Annotated in this window: 21 protein-coding genes; 7 read left to right on the top strand and 14 right to left on the bottom strand. The window is 46.2% G+C overall.

All coding sequences use genetic code 11. The annotated features are described in order from the left end of the window. Nucleotides 1-13 precede the first annotated feature (13 nt). Entirely contained in the window at nucleotides 14-1186 is a 1173-nt protein-coding gene (locus AC1P5O_RS00635) for a S41 family peptidase (protein WP_005248427.1), read from the top strand. Here the strand turns inward: AC1P5O_RS00635 and AC1P5O_RS00640 are convergent, their stop codons facing one another. The 4 genes from AC1P5O_RS00640 to gacA are packed head-to-tail and all read right to left on the bottom strand — an operon-like array spanning nucleotide 1187 to nucleotide 4849. Next, complete coding sequence (locus AC1P5O_RS00640) at nucleotides 1187-2611, bottom strand: sigma-54-dependent transcriptional regulator (protein WP_138743172.1); 1425 nt, start codon at nucleotides 2609-2611, stop codon at nucleotides 1187-1189. A 14-nt stretch (nucleotides 2612-2625) separates the two neighbouring features. After that, entirely contained in the window at nucleotides 2626-3948 is a 1323-nt protein-coding gene (locus tag AC1P5O_RS00645; RefSeq protein ID WP_499005471.1) for a sensor histidine kinase, read from the bottom strand. 12 nt (nucleotides 3949-3960) lie between these two features. Continuing rightward, nucleotides 3961-4197, bottom strand: a complete 237-nt coding sequence (locus AC1P5O_RS00650; protein ID WP_499005473.1) for a hypothetical protein — start codon at nucleotides 4195-4197, stop codon at nucleotides 3961-3963. A 16-nt stretch (nucleotides 4198-4213) separates the two neighbouring features. After that, nucleotides 4214-4849, bottom strand: a complete 636-nt coding sequence (gene gacA / locus AC1P5O_RS00655; RefSeq protein ID WP_004281059.1) for a response regulator transcription factor GacA — start codon at nucleotides 4847-4849, stop codon at nucleotides 4214-4216. Between the two features lie 276 nt (nucleotides 4850-5125). On the opposite strand from gacA, the gene AC1P5O_RS00660 reads away from it, so the two are divergent. Then, nucleotides 5126-6130 (top strand): serine hydrolase, encoded by a 1005-nt coding sequence (locus tag AC1P5O_RS00660; protein WP_211100760.1) that lies wholly within the window; start codon nucleotides 5126-5128, stop codon nucleotides 6128-6130. A gap of 56 nt (nucleotides 6131-6186) precedes the next feature. On the opposite strand, the gene thrC is transcribed toward AC1P5O_RS00660, so the two are convergent. The 4 genes from thrC to xerD form a co-directional block, all read right to left on the bottom strand. Beyond that, nucleotides 6187-7326, bottom strand: a complete 1140-nt coding sequence (gene thrC, locus AC1P5O_RS00665) for a threonine synthase (RefSeq protein WP_004281061.1) — start codon at nucleotides 7324-7326, stop codon at nucleotides 6187-6189. 56 nt (nucleotides 7327-7382) lie between these two features. Next, nucleotides 7383-8690, bottom strand: a complete 1308-nt coding sequence (locus tag AC1P5O_RS00670) for a homoserine dehydrogenase (RefSeq protein ID WP_005263945.1) — start codon at nucleotides 8688-8690, stop codon at nucleotides 7383-7385. A 127-nt stretch (nucleotides 8691-8817) separates the two neighbouring features. Continuing rightward, the gene (locus AC1P5O_RS00675) at nucleotides 8818-9627 is read right to left on the bottom strand and encodes a DsbC family protein (RefSeq protein WP_155861580.1); all 810 of its coding nucleotides are present in this window, start codon (nucleotides 9625-9627) and stop codon (nucleotides 8818-8820) included. 99 nt (nucleotides 9628-9726) lie between these two features. Further along, on the bottom strand, nucleotides 9727-10644 hold the full coding sequence (gene xerD / locus AC1P5O_RS00680) for a site-specific tyrosine recombinase XerD (protein ID WP_155861579.1): 918 nt from the start codon (nucleotides 10642-10644) through the stop codon (nucleotides 9727-9729). Between the two features lie 174 nt (nucleotides 10645-10818). On the opposite strand from xerD, the gene AC1P5O_RS00685 reads away from it, so the two are divergent. The 5 genes from AC1P5O_RS00685 (at nucleotide 10819) to ftsW (ending at nucleotide 15969) form a co-directional block, all read left to right on the top strand. Next, a complete protein-coding gene (locus AC1P5O_RS00685; protein WP_005101473.1) occupies nucleotides 10819-11079 on the top strand; it encodes a FeoA family protein in 261 nt (86 codons plus the stop codon). After that, nucleotides 11076-12932 carry a ferrous iron transporter B gene (gene feoB / locus AC1P5O_RS00690; protein WP_155861578.1) on the top strand — a complete coding sequence of 619 codons (1857 nt, stop codon included), beginning with the start codon at nucleotides 11076-11078 and terminating at the stop codon, nucleotides 12930-12932. The genes AC1P5O_RS00685 and feoB overlap by 4 nt, the downstream gene beginning before the upstream one ends. Before the next feature lie 59 nt (nucleotides 12933-12991). Further along, nucleotides 12992-13243, top strand: a complete 252-nt coding sequence (locus AC1P5O_RS00695) for a DUF6587 family protein (protein WP_005265502.1) — start codon at nucleotides 12992-12994, stop codon at nucleotides 13241-13243. Between the two features lie 162 nt (nucleotides 13244-13405). Next, the gene (gene murD, locus AC1P5O_RS00700; protein ID WP_005265503.1) at nucleotides 13406-14752 is read left to right on the top strand and encodes a UDP-N-acetylmuramoyl-L-alanine--D-glutamate ligase; all 1347 of its coding nucleotides are present in this window, start codon (nucleotides 13406-13408) and stop codon (nucleotides 14750-14752) included. Between the two features lie 20 nt (nucleotides 14753-14772). Then, complete coding sequence (gene ftsW, locus AC1P5O_RS00705) at nucleotides 14773-15969, top strand: putative lipid II flippase FtsW (RefSeq protein WP_004281069.1); 1197 nt, start codon at nucleotides 14773-14775, stop codon at nucleotides 15967-15969. Here the strand turns inward: ftsW and AC1P5O_RS00710 are convergent. The 6 genes from AC1P5O_RS00710 to thiC form a co-directional block, all read right to left on the bottom strand. Continuing rightward, a complete protein-coding gene (locus AC1P5O_RS00710) occupies nucleotides 15958-16218 on the bottom strand; it encodes a zinc ribbon domain-containing protein (RefSeq protein WP_005265504.1) in 261 nt (86 codons plus the stop codon). The genes ftsW and AC1P5O_RS00710 overlap by 12 nt on opposite strands. Nucleotides 16219-16275: 57 nt before the next feature. Continuing rightward, nucleotides 16276-17139 carry a tRNA glutamyl-Q(34) synthetase GluQRS gene (gene gluQRS, locus AC1P5O_RS00715; protein ID WP_004644920.1) on the bottom strand — a complete coding sequence of 288 codons (864 nt, stop codon included), beginning with the start codon at nucleotides 17137-17139 and terminating at the stop codon, nucleotides 16276-16278. 59 nt (nucleotides 17140-17198) lie between these two features. Further along, complete coding sequence (dksA, locus tag AC1P5O_RS00720; protein ID WP_004281072.1) at nucleotides 17199-17726, bottom strand: RNA polymerase-binding protein DksA; 528 nt, start codon at nucleotides 17724-17726, stop codon at nucleotides 17199-17201. A gap of 210 nt (nucleotides 17727-17936) precedes the next feature. Continuing rightward, nucleotides 17937-18749, bottom strand: a complete 813-nt coding sequence (locus AC1P5O_RS00725) for a metallophosphoesterase (RefSeq protein WP_004281073.1) — start codon at nucleotides 18747-18749, stop codon at nucleotides 17937-17939. Further along, nucleotides 18746-19381 (bottom strand): NUDIX domain-containing protein, encoded by a 636-nt coding sequence (locus tag AC1P5O_RS00730; RefSeq protein ID WP_004281075.1) that lies wholly within the window; start codon nucleotides 19379-19381, stop codon nucleotides 18746-18748. The genes AC1P5O_RS00725 and AC1P5O_RS00730 overlap by 4 nt, the downstream gene beginning before the upstream one ends. Before the next feature lie 75 nt (nucleotides 19382-19456). Next, nucleotides 19457-21352, bottom strand: a complete 1896-nt coding sequence (thiC, locus tag AC1P5O_RS00735) for a phosphomethylpyrimidine synthase ThiC (RefSeq protein ID WP_004281076.1) — start codon at nucleotides 21350-21352, stop codon at nucleotides 19457-19459. Nucleotide 21353: the final 1 nt, after the last annotated feature.

Genomic DNA, 21353 nt, shown 5'->3' on the forward strand with positions numbered 1-21353 from the left:
AAAAGGTCAAAGAATGGCAAGAACACGCTGGAAGTCTGTTGTAATACCATGCTTACTGATGTGTTTGAGTCATTCAGCTTGGGGTGCGGGTTCAAATGAGCCGGCATTCGATGATATGGAAATGGATGGGCAGGTCTATTCCGAAATTCCTGTGGCATCCATTCAAGAATTCGTACAAATTTATGGCATCGTAAAAGATAATTATATTCAAGATAAAAATGACGATGCCTTGTTTCAACAGGCCATTCAGGGTCTGGTCAGTGGCTTAGATCGCTATTCCCGTTATTTGTCGCCTGAAGATTATAAGCAACTGCGTGAATATACCGAAGGTGATCTGGCCAGCATTGATTTTGATCTGCAATTTGACCCGCGGTTGAAGCAATGGGTAGTTCAGGGACTGAGTTCCGATGCTGATTCAGCCAAGCAGGGACTTCGAAATGGCGTCACGGTTTATAAAATTGACGATCAGGTCTTAAGTAGCCTGAATCAGGAACAAGTCCGGCAGTTATTGAGTGGAGCAGTTGGCTCTACGCTCATGATCCAGCTTTCCCCGCAAAGTCCGGCCGTTCGTCTGGTCCGCAATACCAAGCTGGATACCGAAATTAAATCGAGCTTGCACAATAACCAGGTGCTGGTTTTACAGGTCAAGGTTTTTCAGCAAGATACTGCCAATGAAATCAAACGTCTGATTGAAAGTTATTCGGATAAACGCTTAAAAGCCGTATTATTTGATCTGCGCAATAACCCGGGAGGCTTATTGTCTGCAGCAGTAGAATCTGCCGATTTATTTTTGAATCAGGGTGTGATTGTCTCGACTAAAAGTCGTGCTGAAGGCAATCAGCAATTTCAGGCCTTACCGAGTTTTGAGTTCCAGAATCTGAAAGTTGGGGTGCTGATTAACAACCGCTCGGCTTCTGCAGCAGAAGTGTTTACTGCAGCCCTGAAAGAACATAACCGTGCTTGGGTCGTAGGCGAAAAAAGCTATGGCAAAGGCGTAGTACAGAAACTCTTTCCTTTAAGCAATGGTTCAGCCTTACAGATGACCGTATCGCAATACTTTAGCCCGAGTGGCCAGATGATTGAAGGGCGGGGCGTGCAGCCGCATTTCAACTATCCGTTTAAGCAGGAAATGCGTGAGGAGAGCTATCTGGAACATGTCACAGACTTGCTGCTCCTGCAAAAATAATTATTCGTCTTCTTCGGTATCCAGGCCGAACTTTTTCAAGCGATAGCGCAGGGAACGGAACGACATGCCGAGTTTTTTTGCGGCCAGTGTCCGATTCCAATGGGTCAGATTCAGCGCATTCAGTAAAATTTCTTTTTCGACCTTTTCCAAATACAGCTCTAGACCCTCTTCAGCCAACTTTTTAGGTGCAATCAGGGTTTCGGTGGCAATGATCTCGCTCGTGAGCGTATTCATCTCCTGAGGGCTGTTTAGCGCCTGACGTAGCGGTGCGCTCTGCAAATGCTGAAGATCAATCCGCTCTTCATCACTTAAAGTAATCGCGCGTTCCATAATATTACGTAATTCACGCACATTACCTGAGTAATATTGTCCCAATAAGAACTCTTTGCTGCGTTCGGTCAGTTTTTTATTGGGAATGCCCCATTCCTGGCAAATCTTCTGAATAAAGTGTTCAGCCAATAACAGAATATCCTGGCCTCGTTCACGTAATGGCGGTAAAGTCAGATCCATTACATGAATACGGAAATATAAATCCTGACGGAATTTGCCTTGTTGCACCAAGGCTTCCAGATCCTGATGCGTGGCACTGATCACACGGAAATCCACATCAATTTCGGTATCCGAACCGAGTGGACGAATACGTTTTTCCTGTACGGCACGTAACAATTTGACCTGCATAGAAAGCGGTAATTCTGCAATTTCATCCAGAAACAGACTGCCACCATGGGCAGATTGAATCAGACCCTGTTTGTCCTGAGCAGCGCCGGTAAAGCTGCCTTTCTTATGCCCAAACAGTTCGCTTTCCATCAACTCAGTCGGAATGGCACCACAGTTAATCGCAATAAAAGGACCTTCATTGCGGTTACTCAGGCGATGGACCAGATTGGCCACGACTTCCTTACCTGTGCCTGATTCACCAGTGATAAAAACCGGGGCTTGTGAGCGGGCAATTTTTTGTAAGGTAATGCGTAATTGCTGAATTGGCATGGATTGTCCAATCAGCATTTTATGTTCGAGCGCATCATTCGGATTATTATGCGAATAATCCACCGGTTTATTCAGGGCTTTTTGTAAGAGCTGTTCCAGATGTTTCTGATTAATCGGTTTACTGACAAAATCAAAGGCCCCGGCTTTGAGCGCAGCAATGGCGATTTCCATGTTGCCATAGGCGGTCAGAACCGCGACTGGAAGTGCCGGGTAAAGATTGCCAATCCAATCCAGTAACTCCAAACCATTGCCATCGGGAAGGTTTAGGTCGGTCAGACAGGCATCATATTGATGATTGGCAAGGCATTTTTTAGCGTCTTCCAAACGATGGGCAATGTGCGTGCGAATTCCCATGCGCAGCAATGACATTTGCATGAGGGTACATAAATCTTCCTCATCATCCACCAAGAGCACCAGTGGTTGTTGTTCCCCATTCATCTTCCTTGACCCCTTTAAAGCGTAATACGTTGACAGCTGATGCGAAAGCATGCGCCCTGTTCTTGTTGTATATAGTTTAATTGTGCCTGATTTGCTTCGCAAAAACTATGTGATAAATACAATCCTAATCCGGTACCACTAATCGATGTGCTAAAAAAGGGTTTAAACAATAGAGCTTGGTCATGTACGGCTACGCCAGAGCCAAAATCCCGTACGTCAATCCAGACCCGATGTTCATAGGGATGCACATTCAGCTGAATATAAGCAGCATCGGCTGAATTGTGACGAATCGCATTACGAATCAGATTAATCAGGATTTGCCGGAACTGTGCTTCATCAAACTGAATCACCAAAGGGATATCAATATTAAATTGAATCTGATCGCGAATATCGGCCAAATCTTCCTGGATAAATAACGGGATAAATTCATTGAGATGAATCGGCACCGGATGGGTTTCTTTATTTTTGACCATATTTAGCGTGTCCTGAATAATTCGGTCAATCCGGATCGCCTGTCGGCCAATCATTTGCTGGAGTAGCTGTTGCTGTTCAGTTTCTGAATCCAGATATAAATCATTGGCCTGCACAATGGCCGCCAAGGGATTGCGAATTTCATGAGCAATACTGGCTGATAGCTGACCCAGAGCAGCAAGTTTGAGTTGCTGCACCTGCTGATTTAATTTTTTGGCATCCTGTAACACCAGTAGCATTAGAGTCTGATGCGGCACAATCAGCTTTTGTACCTGCACATGAATATTATAGCGACTTTGCTGGGATTCAAACTGAAAGCGCTCACCATTTTCCAGGGTTTCAAAATGGATCAGTTCAAATAAATCTGGCTGTGACTGAGATAAGGTGAATTTCTCATGACCGTATTTGGACTCAATTCCCAAAAGATTACAGGCAGCGGGATTACTGAGTACCACATGGTAGTTTTCATCCAGTACCAGATAACCGGTTTCAATCTGTTCCAGAATATAGCGGTTAATATTCTGTAAGCGATGCAGTTCCAGCGATTGAGAAAAATTCAAATTTTCCAGAATCTGAAAACGGCGCACGGCAATTTGTCCAGTGCCATAAACCACAAAAAACAAAAAGGCCAGCAGGGCGCTATTACTGATATTGCTGAGTGAAGAAAACGCAAAAATACTGCCGATAAAATGCTGATAAATAACACTAATGACTGCAATGAGGGTGACGACCAAGGCCTTTTTTGCATCTAATAATAAAGATGCAGAAAAGATAGTAATCACAAACAGCAGCCCAATTTGCAGATTAGGACCGTCGCTCGCCAAAGTCAGCAAACTTAAAACGCAGACATCGCTAAAGAAAATCATAATCAGCTGCGGCTAGATCAGTCGTCTGATCCATTTCAGCGCAAACAGCTGTACGGTATTGATCGCAACCCCGATTCCCAGTGCATAATAATACAGCTGCGGGTATTGATAATCGGTGGTGAGTTCGGGGTAGGTCAGCAGAAAAATCAGCAGTAGGCCGGTGCTGATCAGCAAGCGATAAGCGCTATACCAGATACCGAGATGATATTGATTGAGCGCAGAATAACTGGATTTTTGTGCCATATGCACCGGAACTCGTTAAAAGCTAAGGTTTAATGAGTCCATAGCGCATGGCCAGATGAGTCAGTTTAACATCGCTATCGATATTCAGTTTTTCAAAAATACGGTAACGATAAGTATTCACGGTTTTAACACTCACAAAGAGCTTGTCGGCAATTTCCTGGGCGCTGATACAATTCACGACCATCATCGCGACTTGCATTTCACGTTCTGACAATGCATCAAAAGGCGATTGTTGTGTATCAGAAAGGTAAGAGCTTGCTAACTGTTCCGCAATGTCTGCACTGAAATATTTGCCGCCTTGCATGACTTTGTTAATCGCACGGACCATTTCCGAAATCGGGGCCCCTTTGGTGATATAACCTTTGGCACCGGCTTTCAATAACAGGGATGGATAAGGCTCTTCTGCTAAACCGCTAACCGCCAAAACTTTGGTTTCCGGCGCACTCTGAAGTAGACGGCGCGTGGTTTCTACGCCACCAATGCCCGGCATATTCACATCTAACAAAACTACATCAGGATGATGTTGACGAACTAGAGAGATCGCTTCTTCACCAGATTCAGCTTGTCCAATTACCTGAACCTCCGCATGGTCTTCTAGCATTCTGCAAATTCCAGTACGAACTAATTCATGGTCGTCCACAACTAAAACTGTGATCACCTACGCTCTCCCTCTGTTAAAAAAATCATTTTTTTGTTACATAAAGCAAAATAAGCTTGCAATGAAAGTACAAAATTAGCAATCCTATTCGCAAGATTAAATCTGAAACTTATCACACAGTGTCAAGAACAAAAAATGTTCGGCATTGTGTTTAAATGTAAGGCATATTAGAGGTAATACGCAAATCAATCTTACCTCTGTTAGTTGAGTGAAGGAATAGTGAAGAAAATAAACAAGTCTTTAAGGCATCTACTCGGCCTGTCCGTGTTAATCAGCATGAGCACGACAAGTTTTGCTGAAATCATTATGAATTCTGGCACGGCAGAGGGCGGTTCCAGCATTAGTTGGTCTTCTGAAGAAGTTAACCAGTTAATGAGCGATGATTTTAATGCCTCTGCCAATGAGCCGTCGCCACCCGGTTCAGCCACAGTGACTACCACTTTGCGTCAGGCCGGCACAGCAGCGCCAACAACAGCCAAACCTGCTTATACTGCGCCACAGATTATTGATACGAATCATTTTAGTAATCAACCTTCTGTCAATGCACGGGCTGCACTGGTCATGGATGCACAAACCGGTGAAGTGCTGTTTAGCAAAAATACCAATACTGCCTATCCGATTGCATCGATTACTAAGCTGATGACAGCGGTGGTGATTTCTGATGCACGTCTGAATATGTCGGAAAAAATCACCCTGCAACAGGCTGATTTTTCCTGTTCAGGTTGTAAAAGCTCAAGCTCGACGCTAAGAGCAGGAGACAGCATGAACCGTGCTGAAGCTTTATTATTTGCTCTGATGAAGTCCGAGAACCCGGCTGCTGCCGCTTTGGCACGAACCTATCCGGGTGGTCGATCAGCATTTATTGCCAAAATGAATGCCAAAGCCAAAGAGCTGGGTATGAATTCTACCCACTTCATGGAGTCGACAGGTTTGCATCCGGGCAACGTGGCATCAGCTCGTGACTTAGGGATTTTGGTGAATACTGCCTCTCAATACGGCCTGATTCGTCAGTTCTCGACCACGCCAAGCTATGACTTTAACTTGGGTTATCGTGTATTGAAATCGAATAATACCAATGCCTTGGTACGTAATGGCGGCTGGAATATCAATATTTCTAAAACCGGTTTTATTAATGAAGCAGGGCGCTGTGTGGTGATGCACACGACTCTGAATAACCGTCCGGTGGCGGTGGTACTTTTAGGCGCAAACAGCTCACAGGCGCGTACCAATGATGCGACCCGTTTAATGAGTTGGGTCAGCCAGCAACCTAAACGAATCTAATTGATTGGTTCATAAAAAACCCTGCAAGTGCAGGGTTTTTTTAATTCTGGCCGAAATTACATATTCGACAGAATAGAGTCTTTAACTTGACTCATAGTTGCATCAATCGACAACATCACGGCATCAGCACATTGCTTGATAGCAGTGTCTGGATCTTTCAGACCGTTACCCGTTACGGTACATACGATCACTGAACCTTCAGCAATTTTACCCGCTTTAATATCACGGATCGCACCGCCGACAGACGCAGCAGACGCAGGCTCTACGAATACACCTTCATACATAGAAAGCAGACGTTGAGCTTCAAGAATTTCCGCATCAGTCAGTTCATCAAACCAGCCGTTTGAATCACGAACAACCGCTTTAGCATGATTGAAGCTTTGCGGATTGCCGATACGAATCGCAGTTGCAACAGTTTCCGGGTTTTCTACTGGACCGCCACGAAGGAACGGTGCAGCACCAGAGGCTTGGTAACCTGCCATGATTGGCAAACCTGCCGGTTTAGGACCAGTGAAAGCATCAGTTTCAGCATCGTAAACGACTTGCTCAAATTCTTCTTTCGACTGGTTAGCCACCGCTTCGGTATAACCCATCCAGTGCGCAGTGATGTTACCCGCGTTACCGACTGGCAGGCAGTGATAATCCGGTGCACGACCTAAAGCTTCAACGATTTCATAAGCAATGGTTTTTTGACCTTGCAGGCGGTATGGGTTGATTGAGTTTACAATCGTTACCGGTGCTTGATCGGCAACTTCTTTAACCAGACGCATACCGTCATCGAAGTTACCGCGAATTTGCATGGTGATCGCACCATACATCATCGCTTGAGCCATTTTACCCATGGCAATTTTGCCTTCAGGGATGAGCACGAATGCTTTGATGCCAGCACGCGCAGCATATGCCGCCGCCGCCGCAGAGGTGTTACCAGTAGATGCGCAGATGATGGCTTTAGAGCCTTCTTCAACGGCTTTGGTCACCGCCATAGTCATACCGCGGTCTTTAAATGAACCAGTCGGGTTTAAGCCCTCGTACTTCACATAAATTTCAACATCTTTACCAATAATGCGTGGAATATTCTCAAGCTTGATCAGTGGAGTATTACCTTCACCCAAAGAGATCGCACGAGTAGTTGCAGACACTGGTAAACGGTCGCGATAGCGGTCAACTAAACCAGTATAACGATTGGCATTCGACATGATGATGTTCCAATTGTGTGTAGAGCTTGGCAAGGGGAATCCTCCCCTCAACCCGATTAATTATCAAGCGATTCTAAACGAATTCGTACAATTTCGCCATGAATGACGGGTAATGCTTGAATTTGTGAAAGCGCTGCATCCATTTTTGATTCCTTGACTGGATCAGTCAGAATCACGATAGGAATAAGGTCTTTGGATAAACGCGGTTGCTGCATGATCGCATCAATACTAATGCCGGCACGGCTTAAAATCGTGGTGACATCGGCAAGCACGCCCATCTGATCTTCGGCATTAATACGGATGTAATAGCCGGTAGTCATTTGTTCACGACTCAAGATCGGTAAATCACTGAGCGCTTCGAAAGCCAGTTGTGGAATGGTGCCTGCACCGTCTTCTGTGTAAATGATGTCGCGGACAATATCGACGACATCGGCAACCACCGCAGAAGCTGTTGGTCCAGCACCCGCGCCAGCACCATAGTACAGTGTTGGGCCAACCGCATTGGCTTGTACCAGAACCGCATTTTTCACACCATTGACATTGGCAATTAGCTGGTCATCTGGAATCAGGGTCGGGTGTACACGGAGTTCAATCCCGGCATCAGTACGGCGTGCAATGCCCAGATGTTTAATCCGGAAACCGAGGTCTTCGGCATATTTCACATCTTGTGCCGTGACTTTGCCAATGCCTTCAGTAAAGACTTTGTCAAACTGAAGTGGAATACCAAAGGCACATGAGGCCAGAATCGTCAGCTTGTGTGCTGCGTCAATGCCTTCCACGTCAAAGGTCGGATCGGCTTCGGCATAACCCAGTTCTTGCGCTTCTTTCAGCACATCTTCAAAAGCGCGGCCTTTTTCACGCATTTCACTAAGAATGAAGTTACCTGTGCCGTTAATAATACCGGCCAGCCATTCAATCTTGTTGGCTGCCAAACCTTCACGGATCACTTTAATAATTGGAATGCCACCAGCCACTGCGGCTTCATAGGCAATTTGCACGGCATTGTCTTCAGCCGCTTTAAACAGTTCATTACCGTGTTCAGCCAAGAGTGCTTTGTTGGCGGTTACAATATGTTTGCCATGTTTCATGGCTTCCATGATGACTTCATAGGCAGGATGAATTCCGCCCATGACTTCAACCACCACGTCTACATCAGGTTGACGCACGATGTCCATCAAATCAGCACTTTGTTTGACCGATTCTGGCAGATCCAGATCAGGACGTGGACGACGGGTGCCTACATGGGTAATTTCAATTTCACGACCGGTGCGACGTTTGATCTCAGCAGCATTTTCTTTTAATAGTTTCAAGGCACCACCACCTACAGTACCAAGACCGAGGATTGCCAGACGAACTGGTTTCACGTCACACTCCAAATTAAACAGCTTTTTACAAGAACCTAGATCATAGCTAAAAAAACCGCCTGACTCTAGGGTCATTTTCAGAATATCTTTATCTATAAATTAAAGTTAAATAACGTATTAAAATGAGTTATTTAAGCCGATTCAATAATTCCGATGTAGACAGGTAACCACCCAGATAAGTACCTGCTGAATTATAAATGGCAGGGGTACCATTCACGCCCATCTTCAGACCCATTTGATATTGATTTTGAACAGGATTTTCACACTTCTCTGCACTAATCTGTGCGCCTGAAATCGCCTGGTCAAAGGCACTACGGCGGTCAGCACTGCACCAGATCGCTTCCATGGCCGGCATATGCTGTTCACCACGCGGCCAGGCGATATAACGCACTTCAATGCCTTTGGCATTCATCTCATCCATTTGCTCATGGAATTTATGGCAATACGGACAGCTGACATCGGTAAACACATAGACCACATGCTTGGCTTTGCCTTTGGCTGGATAGACCAGCAAGTCTGCTGGCTTGAGTTCAGCAAAGAGTTTATTGTTGATGCCTGCCTGCAGGTTTTCGCTGACATTGTGTAGCTGTTTGTCACCGAGACGGATCACATCGCCCTGAATCAGGTATTTACCGTCACTGGTGACATAGACCGCAGACATGCCTTCCAGACTCACCCAGTACAGGTTTGGCACTTCAGTGGCTTTAATGTCGGTAATTTTGGCACTGATGCCAGCAGTTTTGAAATGCTTTTCCAGCGTAGAAGCCAGACGCTGTTCTGCATTGCGTTCTGTCAGGGTAGAGGCTTCGCCCGTCGCCGGTGCGCTCGCAGTCAACTCTTGCTTTTTATCGTTGTTAGTGGAATTGGAACACGCAGTCAGACCCAAACCAGCAGCAAGTATGCAAGCCATAAAAATTTTTGAGCGGGCAAATGTCATAAAAAACCCTTTTCTTCTTGGATTAAAAACAGAGCATTAGCATAACAAAAAAAAATACCCACACGTCAAACTTCTCAGTTTATTCCATCCGGATATGTTTTAAGCTCGTGGATGATGGGTCGCGTGTAGCTGTTGCATCCGTACTTGTGCTACATGGGTATAAATTTGGGTGGTAGACAGATCACTATGCCCGAGCAGCATCTGTACCACGCGTAAGTCTGCGCCATGATTGAGTAAATGCGTCGCAAAGGCATGGCGCAAGGTATGCGGTGACAGTTCGGACTGGATTCCGGCCTGCAGCGCATAACGCTTAATGGCATACCAGAAATTCTGCCGGCTCATGATACCGCCATGCTGGGTCAAAAACAGATAATCGGTCGAAGTCCTATACAGTTGCGGACGGGCTTCATTCAGATATTTTCCCACCCATTCACAGGCCATTTTTCCCATCGGAACCAGGCGTTCTTTATTACCTTTACCCACAATACGTAAATAGCCCTGTTTTAAGTTGATCAGTTCCAGCCGCAAGTTAATCAGTTCGGTCACCCGGAGTCCGCAGGCATACAGCACTTCAAACATGGCGCGATCGCGCAGCCCTAATGCCGTGTTGATATCCGGAGCATGAATCAGGGCTTCGACATCAGCTTCGGAGAGATCTTTGGGTAAGGCCCGGCCCAGTTTCGGGGTTTTATGTGCAGCCACCGGATTGTCACTACGAAGTTTCTGCTCACGCAGAAATTTATAAAATGAGCGCAAGGCAGATAGGCAGCGGGCAATCGAACGTGGACTTTTTTGCTGTTTGGTCAGCGCAATCAGTACATCAGAAATATCATCATGACTCAATTCCGGCAGAGGCTTGCTCAGGCATTCTGCACATTGCACCAGATCGGACAAATAGGCATTTCGAGTATGCGGGCTGACCGTTTGTGCAATCAGATAATCACGAAAACCCTGCAAATAACTGAACGCATCAGGAATTTGGACAGGGGCAGGAATACGGGGTTTTTTATTCAGCATAGGGTGAAAGGATCTGATCTGAAAAAGCGATAATCGGGATTGGTATTCTCCACTGTAGTTTAATTTTATGACAGTGTCGATGTGGTATAAGGCTAAATCGAAATGTAATTAATCTTATTTGTTAATTATTCTCATTTGTTTGTATACTGTACAAAATAGTTTAGGAATTTCACGGTGCGTTTGTCTGATTTAAAAGCAAAACAAATTGCCATCATTCGAAAAGTGAGTCGAACAGCTGATGGTGAAAGTGCTCTACACGATGTCGTTGCGAGTCGTTTGGAAACTTTAGGCTTTGTACCAGGTACAAAGGTACAAGTCATTACTAAAGGTATTTTTGGTGGAGATCCCATTTTGATTCAAGTTGGATTCACACGTTTTGCTTTGCGTAAATCAGAAGCAGCCAAAATTGAAATCGAACAGGCGGTGTCGGCATGAGTGATACATTACGTATTGCCCTTGTCGGTAACCCTAACTGCGGTAAAACTTCATTATTCAACCACTTAACCGGAACACGCCAAAAAGTCGGTAACTATGCGGGTGTCACGGTTGAACGTAAAGTCGGTACGTTTCAGCTTGCCTCAGGCAAAGCGGTACGGGTACTGGATTTGCCGGGAACTTATAGTCTGGATGCGACCAGTCCGGATGAAGAGATTACCCGCAACGTCGTACAAGGTAAAATTGCGGAAGAGCAGGAGCAGGATGCATTTTTGTGTGTGGTAGATGCCACCAATCTGAAACTGCATTTGGGTCTGGTGCTGGAAATGATTCAGCTGGGTCGTCCGGTGCTGGTTGTGCTGAACATGATGGATGAAGCACGCCGTCGTGGCATGCAGATCAATACTCAGAAGCTGTCTGAGCGACTGGGCGTACCTGTGGTAGAAACGGTGGCTGTGCGCAATTCAGGGATTGAAAACCTGAAAAATGCGTTGGATCAAGGCAAGTATTCTGTACCACAGACTGAGCTCAGCGGCTTGAAAGGTGACAGTCACCAGCGCGTGGAAAACATTCTGAATGACGTGGTCAATTTCGTCGATCAGGAAGATAAACGTACCGATTTCCTCGACAAGATTTTTCTGCATCCGGTACTGGGCTTAATTAGTCTGGCCGTGATGATGTTCGTGATTTTCCAGGCGGTATTTGCCTGGGCTGCGCCGTTTATGGATGGGATTGAATCCTTCTTCGGCTGGTTGGGTGAGTTCCTCGGCGAATATATTTCTCATCCCTTGCTGAATAGTCTGGTGGTAGATGGGATTATTGCCGGTGCAGGCGGAGTAGTCGTATTCCTGCCACAAATTCTGATTTTGTTCTTCTTTATTCTGGTACTGGAAGAATCGGGTTATTTACCGCGTGCTGCTTTCCTATTAGATAAGCTGATGTTTAAAGCCGGTTTATCAGGACGTGCCTTTATTCCGTTATTGTCCAGCTTTGCCTGTGCCATTCCGGGCATCATGGCATCGCGGACCATCAGTGATCCACGAGATCGTTTAACCACGATTTTTGTTGCACCTTTAATGACCTGTTCGGCGCGTTTGCCAGTTTATGCCTTGCTAATTGCGGCATTTGTACCCGCACAAACTGTCTGGGGTTTCCTGAATCTGCAAGGTCTGGTGCTCTTCGGTCTTTATATGGCAGGTATCGTAAGTGCCTTGCTGGTGTCTTTTGTGTTGAAATTCTTCCACAAAGATAAATCACAGCACATGCTGTTGATGGAACTGCCAAGCTACCGTTTTCCGGACTTGAAGAACGTTTGGATCGGCTTATTGGATCGCGGCAAAATCTTCTTGAAACGTGTCGGCGGCATCATCTTCGCCTTATCGATTGTGCTGTGGTTCCTGTGTACGTTCCCGCAGCCACCAGAAGGCGCAACCCTGCCGGCCATTGATTATTCATTGGCAGGGATGCTCGGTCATCTGATGCAACCGATCTTTGCACCCCTCGGTTTTAACTGGCAGATCTGTATTGCCCTGATTCCGGCGATGGCAGCGCGTGAAGTGGTCGTTGCAGCACTGGGCACAGTCTATGCGATGTCGGCAGTTGATGAAGATGCGATGTCTGAAGGTCTAGCTGCGCTAATTAGCGGTGGAGGTGATCTGGGCTGGTCAGTTGCGACAGGTTTGTCTTTGCTGGTGTGGTTTATTTATGCACCACATTGTCTGGCGACTCTGGCAACGGTTAAACGTGAAACAGGTTCCTGGAAAACTGTCAGTATCATGACGGTTTACCTGTTTGGTCTGGCATATTTCATGTCATTCCTGACTTATCAAATTGCTTCATATTATTTGGGCTAAATCTTAGATTGGCCTTGGCCAATTGAGTTTGCTGCATTGTATATGTATGGGAGATTGAGATGATTGAAATTCTAATTGTGACAGCACTGGTGCTTTGGAGCATGCTGGTAGTATTCAAAAAGGTGTTTCCGAACACCTCTAACTCAGTCTTCCAGAAGCTGTCTGATGCCTGTGCAGCCAAGGGCTGGAAGCGTCTGGCCAAATGGCTGCAACCGGGTGTGGCGGCAGGCTGTGGTGGCAACTGTGCCTGTCCGGTTTCAGAAAAAAGTTCAGAAGAAAAGCCAGCCCAACAAGCGGTGAAATGGAAATAATTTCCTTTTCTGGCTGAATTTTAAAAACCGTCATGATCATGACGGTTTTTTTACGCATGGACACAAAAAAAATGTGCAGAAAAGCCAATCAGAAAAGGCATTCAAAACAGCAAAGTGCTACCATTTCGTCAGTTTCAAAATAGACCAAAATATGGGGCGAAAATGTTAATACAACGTGGTGGGTTAAAAGTCGTTGCAGGACTCGGAATATCAGGTGTTGCAGCAGTCAATTTCTTGCATAGTCAGGGCTACCGCGTTGCAGTAACAGATTCTAGAGCTAACCCGCCCGGACATGACCAGATACCCGCTGAGGTTCAGACCAGTTTTGGTCAGTTTGACGCCGAACTGTTACTTTCTGCAGAAGAAATCGTGATTAGCCCCGGGCTTGACCCTAAACTTCCTGAAATTCAGGCAGCGATTAACAAGGGCATTCCGGTAGTCAGTGAAATCCAGATTTTACGCCGTGCCACGGATAAGCCTATTGTGGCGATTACCGGTTCTAATGCCAAAAGCACCGTGACGACCTTGATTGGCCTGATGGCAGCGGATGCAGGTAAAAAAGTCGCTGTCGGTGGTAACTTAGGCCGTCCTGCGCTAGACCTGACTAAAGATGATCCTGAGCTGTATATACTCGAGCTGTCCAGTTTTCAGTTGGAAACTACTTCAAATCTGGCGGCTGAAGTCGCGGTGGTGTTGAACATGAGTGAAGATCATCTCGATCGTCATGGCGATATGATGGGTTATCACACGGCGAAACACCGGATTTTTCAAGGTGTGAAAAAAGTCGTCTATAACCGTGATGACTCTTTGACCCGTCCGTTGGTACCAGACGTAACACCGATGCAAAGTTTCGGACTGAATGCACCAGATATGAACCAGTACGGTATTCTCAAGGATACCGATGGCAGTATCTGGCTGGCGCGTGGTCGTGAGCGTCTGCTGAAAAGTACCGAGATGTATATGCAGGGCACGCATAATGTTGCCAATGCCTTGGCCTGTCTGGCGCTGGGTGAGGCGATAGGTCTGCCACTAGAAAGCATGCTGAATACTTTAAAGACGTTTAAAGGTCTGGAACATCGCTGTGAATTCGTTAAAGAAGTACAGGGCGTACGCTATTATAACGACTCCAAAGGTACCAATATCGGCGCAACCTTGGCGGCGCTAGATGGTCTGGGCATGGCCATTGAAGCTCAAGGTGGCAAGGTTGCGATTATTCTCGGTGGACAGGGCAAAGGGCAGGACTTTAAGGCTTTGCGTGAATCACTCGCTAAATATGCCAAAGTAGCGGTATTGATCGGTGAAGATCGTCCCGTCATTGAAGCAGCGATTGCGGGTACGACTGAACTGATTCATGCGGACAGCCTGCAGCAGGCGGTAGAAATCTGCCAAAAGCACACTCAGGCACATGATGTCGTGCTATTGTCTCCTGCATGCGCAAGTTTTGATATGTTCTCGGGTTATCCTGAGCGTGGTCGCAAGTTTGTTGCGTATGTGAATGAACTCAATTAAGAATAACAAGGATTCGTGATATGGCTGGGTTTGCTCAGACTACGATCAATAAATTAAATCAATTTTATACGCAGTGGATACCTAGAATACCTGCTGAAGTGAATCCACGGAATGTATTGATTTTCTGTGTGTTGGCTTTGCTCTGCATTGGTTCGATCATGGTGGCATCGGCCTCGATGCCCTATGCAGAACGTATGCATGAAAATCCGTTTCACTATATTAGCCGACATGGGATTTCGATTTTTGTCGCTGCCGTAGCAGCTTTTCTGGCTTATAAAATCCCCTTAAAAGTCTGGTTTAATAACACTTTCTTTTTGTGGATTATTACCATCGTACTTTTGGTGGCCGTGCTATTTGTCGGGACGGAAGTCAATGGTTCCAAACGCTGGATTCGGATCGCAGGCTTTACCTTACAGGCTTCGGAAGTCGCCAAAGTGATGATGGCAATTTTTACTGCAGACTACGTGGTGCGCCGTGCGGAAGAAGTACGGAATAATATCAAGGGTCTGGTCCGTTTAAGTGCCATCATGGGTGCTACCGTCGGTTTGATTATTCTCGAGCCTGACTTGGGTGCAACCGTGGTAATTACCTTAACCATGCTTGGCGTGTTCTTTCTGGCGGGTGCGCCGTGGATTCAGTTCGGTGTGGCTTTTATGACCTTGGTCGGCGCATTTGCTGCCGCGATTCTGTTGGAACCGTATCGTCTGCAACGTCTGCTGTCTTTTTCGAATCCTTGGGAAGATCCCTTAGGCACCGGTTATCAGCTCTCTAATGCCCTTATGGCCTTTGGCCGTGGGGAGTGGGCAGGGGTAGGCTTGGGGCATAGTATCCAGAAAATGTCTTATTTGCCTGAGGCGCATACCGATTTCATGCTGGCAATTTTGGGTGAAGAATTTGGCTTTTTAGGCATTTCAACCATCCTGATCTTGTCCTTCACCATGCTGGTTTGCTGTATCCGCATTGGACACCGCGCCTTGCAGCATCAATATTTGCGTGCCGGCTATCTGGCTTATGGCATCAGTATCATTTTCCTGTTACAGATTCTGGTGAATGCCGGTATGAATATGGGCATGTTGCCGACCAAGGGTTTGACCTTGCCATTTATTAGTTATGGCGGTTCATCCCTGATTATCTGTGCGGTCATGATCAGTCTGATTCTGAAAATTGATTCGACCACGCGTCAGGTCAATCCAAGCCGCGAAGAATCAAGCTTCTAGATTGGAGTTTCGTCCTGGCTCTGGCTGAGCATGGTCCAGTACCGTGCTCGGCATTGCGGTTCCACAATTGGAACAGGTCACAAAAGCAGATTTAGGCTTGGAAAGTGGAATCAAGGGTATAAAAAATAAAGAAAAATAATTACGCTGCTGTTTTAGCTCATAGCCCGAACGAGTACGGCAGACCGGACACAGAAACTGGCTTTTCTCAATGGTTTTGGTTTTAGGGGCGACGCCAAAAATAAAAAACATACTCTTCTTCCTATCAATTTTTCATTCTAGAAGTCTAGCTTAAGTGAAAAGCTGTTTTTATAAATAGTGACCTTGTAGCTCAGTTGTATGTGGAATCCGCTCAATGTCCCATTGTACTACCGCCTGTTGCAGCATCCGATCGGGAGTGTCCAAATCAACTTCAGCCTGATGCAAAGCCTGAAGTGCCTGTTTTAATAATTGCGGTGCCTGAGTTAAATCCAGTGCTTGGGCCAGATTCTGTTTTGACAGTTTTTGCCCCTGATCATTCATTGCCAGCGGTAGATGCATATAGCTCAGACGCGGATAACCGAGTAACTGTCCCAGATAGATTTGCCGTTCGGTATTATCTAAAAGATCAGCTCCACGTACCGCATGAGTCATACCTTGCAGATAGTCATCGACTACTACAGCCAGCTGGTAATTCATAATGCCGTCACGACGTTTTAAGACAAAATCGCCCAGATCTTTTTTCAGTTCTGAACAGTGCTGACCTTGCAGCCGGTCTTCAAAACAGATTTCAACATCTTCAACTTTTAAACGGATGGCCTGATGCTCAAAAGCCAGACCCAAGTTGCGGCAGGTATCCTGATAGATATGGTTGGAACCGAGCATTTTACGGGTACATTGACAGGCATAGACTAGGTCTTGCTGACGTAATTGCTGGATGACGTCTTCGTAAATATCTAAACGGTCTTTCTGGAAAATGATTTCGGCATCAGGTTCAAGCTGAAAGGCATCCATGGCACGCAGGATATGCTCTTCGCTGCCGGGATAAATGCGGGGAATATCGGTGTCTTCAATCCGGACCAGCCATGTGCCTTGATTGGCTTTGGCATCGCAGTAACTGGCAACTGCGGTAATGAGGGAGCCAAAATGCAAAGGGCCGGTTGGCGATGGCGCGAACCGGCCCACATAAGCCATCCTGTTGTCCCCCTCCTTTTTTAAAGGAGGGGTTAGGGGAGGATTATTTACAGACATACTTAACCGTTATTTTGCTTCTCTTTGATCTCTGCAAGGGTTTTGCAGTCAATACATAAAGTAGCCGTTGGACGTGCTTCTAAACGACGCAAGCCAATCTCGATACCACAAGTTTCACAGAAACCATAGTCATCATTCTGGATTGCTTCGATCGACTGTTCGATTTTACGAATCAGTTTACGTTCACGGTCACGGGTACGTAACTCAATCGCAAACTCTTCTTCCTGAGTCGCACGGTCATTCACATCTGGAAGAGCAGTATTTTCGTCTTGCATCGTATTGAGGGTACGATCCACTTCTGACATCAACTCAGCTTTCCAAGCCAGCAAGATTTGGCGGAAATGCTGAAGCTGACCTTCAGACATGTATTCTTCATTTTTTTTAGGTTGATAAGGTTCAATACCAAATAAGCTAGCAGTAGAACCACCGTCAGTCGTTTTAGGCTTAGATTTGCGTACGCGCTTTGCAGCTTTCTCTTCTACAACATCAGTTTGATTGTCTAAGACTTGATTTTGGTTGTCATTCGCCATTTAGGGCATTCCTCATCTATGCGTATGATTGCTACGCAAAAAATATGGTGATATGCAGTTTTTTATCCACCCTGTAGAAAGATTATCCTCCTATGGGGGCCGTCATCATATAGACTTTTTATGCTTATTGATAGTCTTTGATGTCTGGACTATGCATATCACATTTCCTTTGGTTGCAATAAAGTAATGCAAAAAAAACAAATTGAAAAGTTAATAACCTGAAATTTCGGTATTAATATTTTGCTGGCTCAATGCCACCCGTTCAATATAGGTATCAAACTCACCATTTTGTTGCAAATGTAATACACGATAACCTGGTGCCGCCTGATCTAGCGCGAAATCTTCACTTTTAGGTTTAAACTGCACACTGGTCGATGGCGTGGATAAAAAGTAGATGCCATGCCATTCGTTGCAGGAATCCTGATGCACATGACCAAACAGAACCAGCTTGATATTATGATGCCGAGCCAGTACATCTTTTAAATCTTCAGCATTTTTCAGCCGGTGCTGATCAATCCAGTACGATTTCATCGCAAAAGGATGATGATGGCAAGCGACAATGACATGCTGATGCTTAAATTCAAGCAATAATTGGTCCAATTGATCGAGTTGAGCTTGTTCCACCCAGCCATCGATCTTGCCTTGAACGGCACTATTTAACAGGATCATGGTCCAGGTGCCAAAATGAATGGCATGTACCTGATTCGCATGCTGGTGAAAAGGGAACACCCGAGAATCGTCATGGTTACCTGGAATCTGATAATACGGCACGTTTAAAGACTGGACAAATGCTAAATAGCGTTGATAAGTCTGCTCGACCGGCACCTGTGCCAGATCACCGGTATGAATCAGTGCATCCATTTGGGGAAAGCGCTGTTGGATCTGCTGCATCACCTCGTGAAAACTCTGCTCGGGATTCATCCGGGCAAATTCCAGCTCTTCCCGATCCATCAAATGGGTATCAGAAATCTGGATAATGGTCCAATCTGGCTGTGTGTTTATGCTTGACTGCTGAAAACTCATGTCTTTCCCCTTAGACATATTCCTGCAGTATGAATATGTTGTTGCAACCATTGCAAGGCCATAATGACAGGTGCATTTCTTAAGCGACCATTCGTGAGCAAGGACGGAATATCAGCATAATCCAGAATATGCAGCTGGATATTTTCACCTTCATCCGGCATGCCAAAAATACCGCCCTGTTCAGGCAATTCGGTCTGCGCCACATATAAATGAAATAATTCGGAACATGCCCCGGCGGACGGATAGAAGCTGAAAATGTGCTGCAGCTCATCCAGGGTACAGCCTGATTCTTCGAGTGCTTCGCGACGGATGCATGTTTCAGGCGCTTCATCGCCATCCAGAACGCCAGCAATTACTTCGAGTTGCCAAGGAGAGTCGATATCATCCAGTCCGCCAATCCGGAACTGTTCGATCAGGCCGAATTTCTGCTGTTGATGATTGTACATCAGCACACCCGCTGCTTCTGGCCGATGAATCAGCTCACGTTGCAAAATAGGGGTTGAGCTTTCCTGATTAAATAAACGGTGTTTCAGGCTGACTTTTTCTACCTGAATAAATCCCTGGTACAAGAACTCACGTGCCTCTACGCTAAAGTCTTTTTTATTATAAGAGGCCTGTTTAATAATATTCATATGCTCAGATAGAATGAATTGATTTATTTTCATCCTATCTGAGTTTTTTTTGAAGACAACTGTTTTTTTACAGTTTTATAGTTTGTGGTATAAATTTTGACCAGAGTTGTGGAAGCTGGCTTTCATCTGATTCATGCCGGCTTCAATTTCGGCCTGAGAGCTTGCCGGCTGATCAGGATTGGCCTGTTGACTGGCATAATCACGAACATTCTGGCTAATCTTCATTGAACAGAACTTTGGTCCGCACATGGAACAAAAGTGCGCGGATTTATGCGCGGCTTTCGGCATGGTTTCATCATGCATGCTGCGCGCCGTGTCCGGATCCAGACTCAAGTTAAACTGGTCTTCCCAGCGGAACTCAAAACGCGCCTTGGACAGGGCATTATCCCGGGCTTGCGCACCCGGATGACCTTTGGCCAGATCGGCTGCATGTGCGGCAATCTTGTAGGTAATAATGCCGTCTTTGACATCCTTTTTATTGGGTAAACCGAGATGCTCTTTAGGCGTCACATAACACAGCATTGCGGTGCCGTACCAGCCAATCATCGCGGCTCCTATTGCCGAAGTAATATGGTCATAACCCGGTGCGATATCGGTGGTGAGTGGCCCCAAGGTATAAAAGGGTGCTTCTTTACAGACTTCCAGTTGCAGATCCATATTTTCCTTGATCATATGCATCGGGACATGGCCCGGGCCTTCAATCATCACCTGAACATCATGCTCCCAGGCACGGTGGGTCAGTTCGCCCAAAGTTCGAAGTTCGGCAAATTGCGCTTCGTCATTGGCATCCTGCACACAGCCCGGACGTAGGCCATCGCCGAGACTAAACGATACGTCATAAGCTTTCATGATCTCGCAGATTTCATCGAAATGGGTATACAAGAAGTTTTCCTGATGATGTGCCAGACACCACTGCGCCATGATCGAACCGCCACGCGATACGATACCGGTCAAACGGTTGGCAGTCAGCGGTACATATCTTAAAAGCACGCCGGCATGAATGGTGAAATAGTCCACACCTTGTTCAGCCTGTTCAATCAGGGTGTCTTTAAAGATCTCCCAGGTCAGGTCTTCGGCCACACCATTGACTTTTTCCAGTGCCTGATAGATCGGTACGGTTCCAATTGGTACAGGAGAGTTGCGGATAATCCATTCACGGGTTTCATGAATATTCTGGCCGGTCGAGAGGTCCATGATTGTGTCTGCACCCCAGCGCGTCGCCCAGGTCATTTTCGAGACTTCTTCTTCGATACTTGAACCGAGTGCAGAATTACCAATATTGGCATTGATTTTGACCAAAAAATTACGCCCGATGATCATCGGTTCCAGTTCCGGATGATTGATATTGGCCGGAATAATCGCGCGGCCGGCGGCGACTTCCTGACGCACAAATTCTGGCGTAATTTCAGTCAGGTTTTTTGCACCAAAATTCTGGCCCGGATGCTGGCGCATATCGACACCATCGAGTTGACGTAGGTTTTCACGAATGGCAATGTATTCCATTTCCGGTGTGATAATGCCTTGCTTGGCATAATGCATCTGGGTGATGTTGCGGCCGCATTTGGCTTTGCGTGGTTTTTGAATATGCGCGAAACGGATCGCAGCGGTACGGATATCGCGTAAACGCTGGCGGCCAAATTCAGAACTGAGCTGATCCAGAATTTCACTATCGTTGCGCTGCTCAATCCAGCTTTCACGAATATTCGGCAGACCTTTGTTCAGGTCAATCGTCACATCGGGGTCAGTATAAACACCAGACGTGTCATAGACCATTAATGGCGGATTATGTTCACCGCCCAGACTGGTCGGGGTTTCACTTAAGGAAATCTCCCGCATCGGTACCTGAATATCAGGACGGGAGCCTTGCAGATAGACTTTACGTGAGGCAGGCAGAATTCGCGTTAAATCGCGTGCTTCCTGTTCATGAGCGGAGAGAGTGGTTTCAGAAGAAAGATTCGTTAACTGGTTCATG

It is taken from the genome of Prolinoborus fasciculus (assembly GCF_056724605.1).

What these genes read in the sequence shown, in the direction of transcription:
- AC1P5O_RS00725 (WP_004281073.1), bottom strand. Translation starts at nt 18,749, where the DNA reads ATGAGTTTTCAGCAGTCAAGCATAAACACACAGCCAGATTGGACCATT.
- murD (WP_005265503.1), top strand. Translation starts at nt 13,406, where the DNA reads ATGTTAATACAACGTGGTGGGTTAAAAGTCGTTGCAGGACTCGGAATA.
- AC1P5O_RS00730 (WP_004281075.1), bottom strand. Translation starts at nt 19,381, where the DNA reads ATGAATATTATTAAACAGGCCTCTTATAATAAAAAAGACTTTAGCGTA.
- AC1P5O_RS00695 (WP_005265502.1), top strand. Translation starts at nt 12,992, where the DNA reads ATGATTGAAATTCTAATTGTGACAGCACTGGTGCTTTGGAGCATGCTG.
- gluQRS (WP_004644920.1), bottom strand. Translation starts at nt 17,139, where the DNA reads ATGGCTTATGTGGGCCGGTTCGCGCCATCGCCAACCGGCCCTTTGCAT.
- dksA (WP_004281072.1), bottom strand. Translation starts at nt 17,726, where the DNA reads ATGGCGAATGACAACCAAAATCAAGTCTTAGACAATCAAACTGATGTT.
- xerD (WP_155861579.1), bottom strand. Translation starts at nt 10,644, where the DNA reads ATGCTGAATAAAAAACCCCGTATTCCTGCCCCTGTCCAAATTCCTGAT.
- AC1P5O_RS00675 (WP_155861580.1), bottom strand. Translation starts at nt 9,627, where the DNA reads ATGACATTTGCCCGCTCAAAAATTTTTATGGCTTGCATACTTGCTGCT.
- feoB (WP_155861578.1), top strand. Translation starts at nt 11,076, where the DNA reads ATGAGTGATACATTACGTATTGCCCTTGTCGGTAACCCTAACTGCGGT.
- ftsW (WP_004281069.1), top strand. Translation starts at nt 14,773, where the DNA reads ATGGCTGGGTTTGCTCAGACTACGATCAATAAATTAAATCAATTTTAT.
- AC1P5O_RS00645 (WP_499005471.1), bottom strand. Translation starts at nt 3,948, where the DNA reads ATGATTTTCTTTAGCGATGTCTGCGTTTTAAGTTTGCTGACTTTGGCG.
- AC1P5O_RS00640 (WP_138743172.1), bottom strand. Translation starts at nt 2,611, where the DNA reads ATGAATGGGGAACAACAACCACTGGTGCTCTTGGTGGATGATGAGGAA.
- AC1P5O_RS00635 (WP_005248427.1), top strand. Translation starts at nt 14, where the DNA reads ATGGCAAGAACACGCTGGAAGTCTGTTGTAATACCATGCTTACTGATG.
- thiC (WP_004281076.1), bottom strand. Translation starts at nt 21,352, where the DNA reads ATGAACCAGTTAACGAATCTTTCTTCTGAAACCACTCTCTCCGCTCAT.
- AC1P5O_RS00660 (WP_211100760.1), top strand. Translation starts at nt 5,126, where the DNA reads ATGAGCACGACAAGTTTTGCTGAAATCATTATGAATTCTGGCACGGCA.
- thrC (WP_004281061.1), bottom strand. Translation starts at nt 7,326, where the DNA reads ATGTCGAATGCCAATCGTTATACTGGTTTAGTTGACCGCTATCGCGAC.
- AC1P5O_RS00710 (WP_005265504.1), bottom strand. Translation starts at nt 16,218, where the DNA reads ATGTTTTTTATTTTTGGCGTCGCCCCTAAAACCAAAACCATTGAGAAA.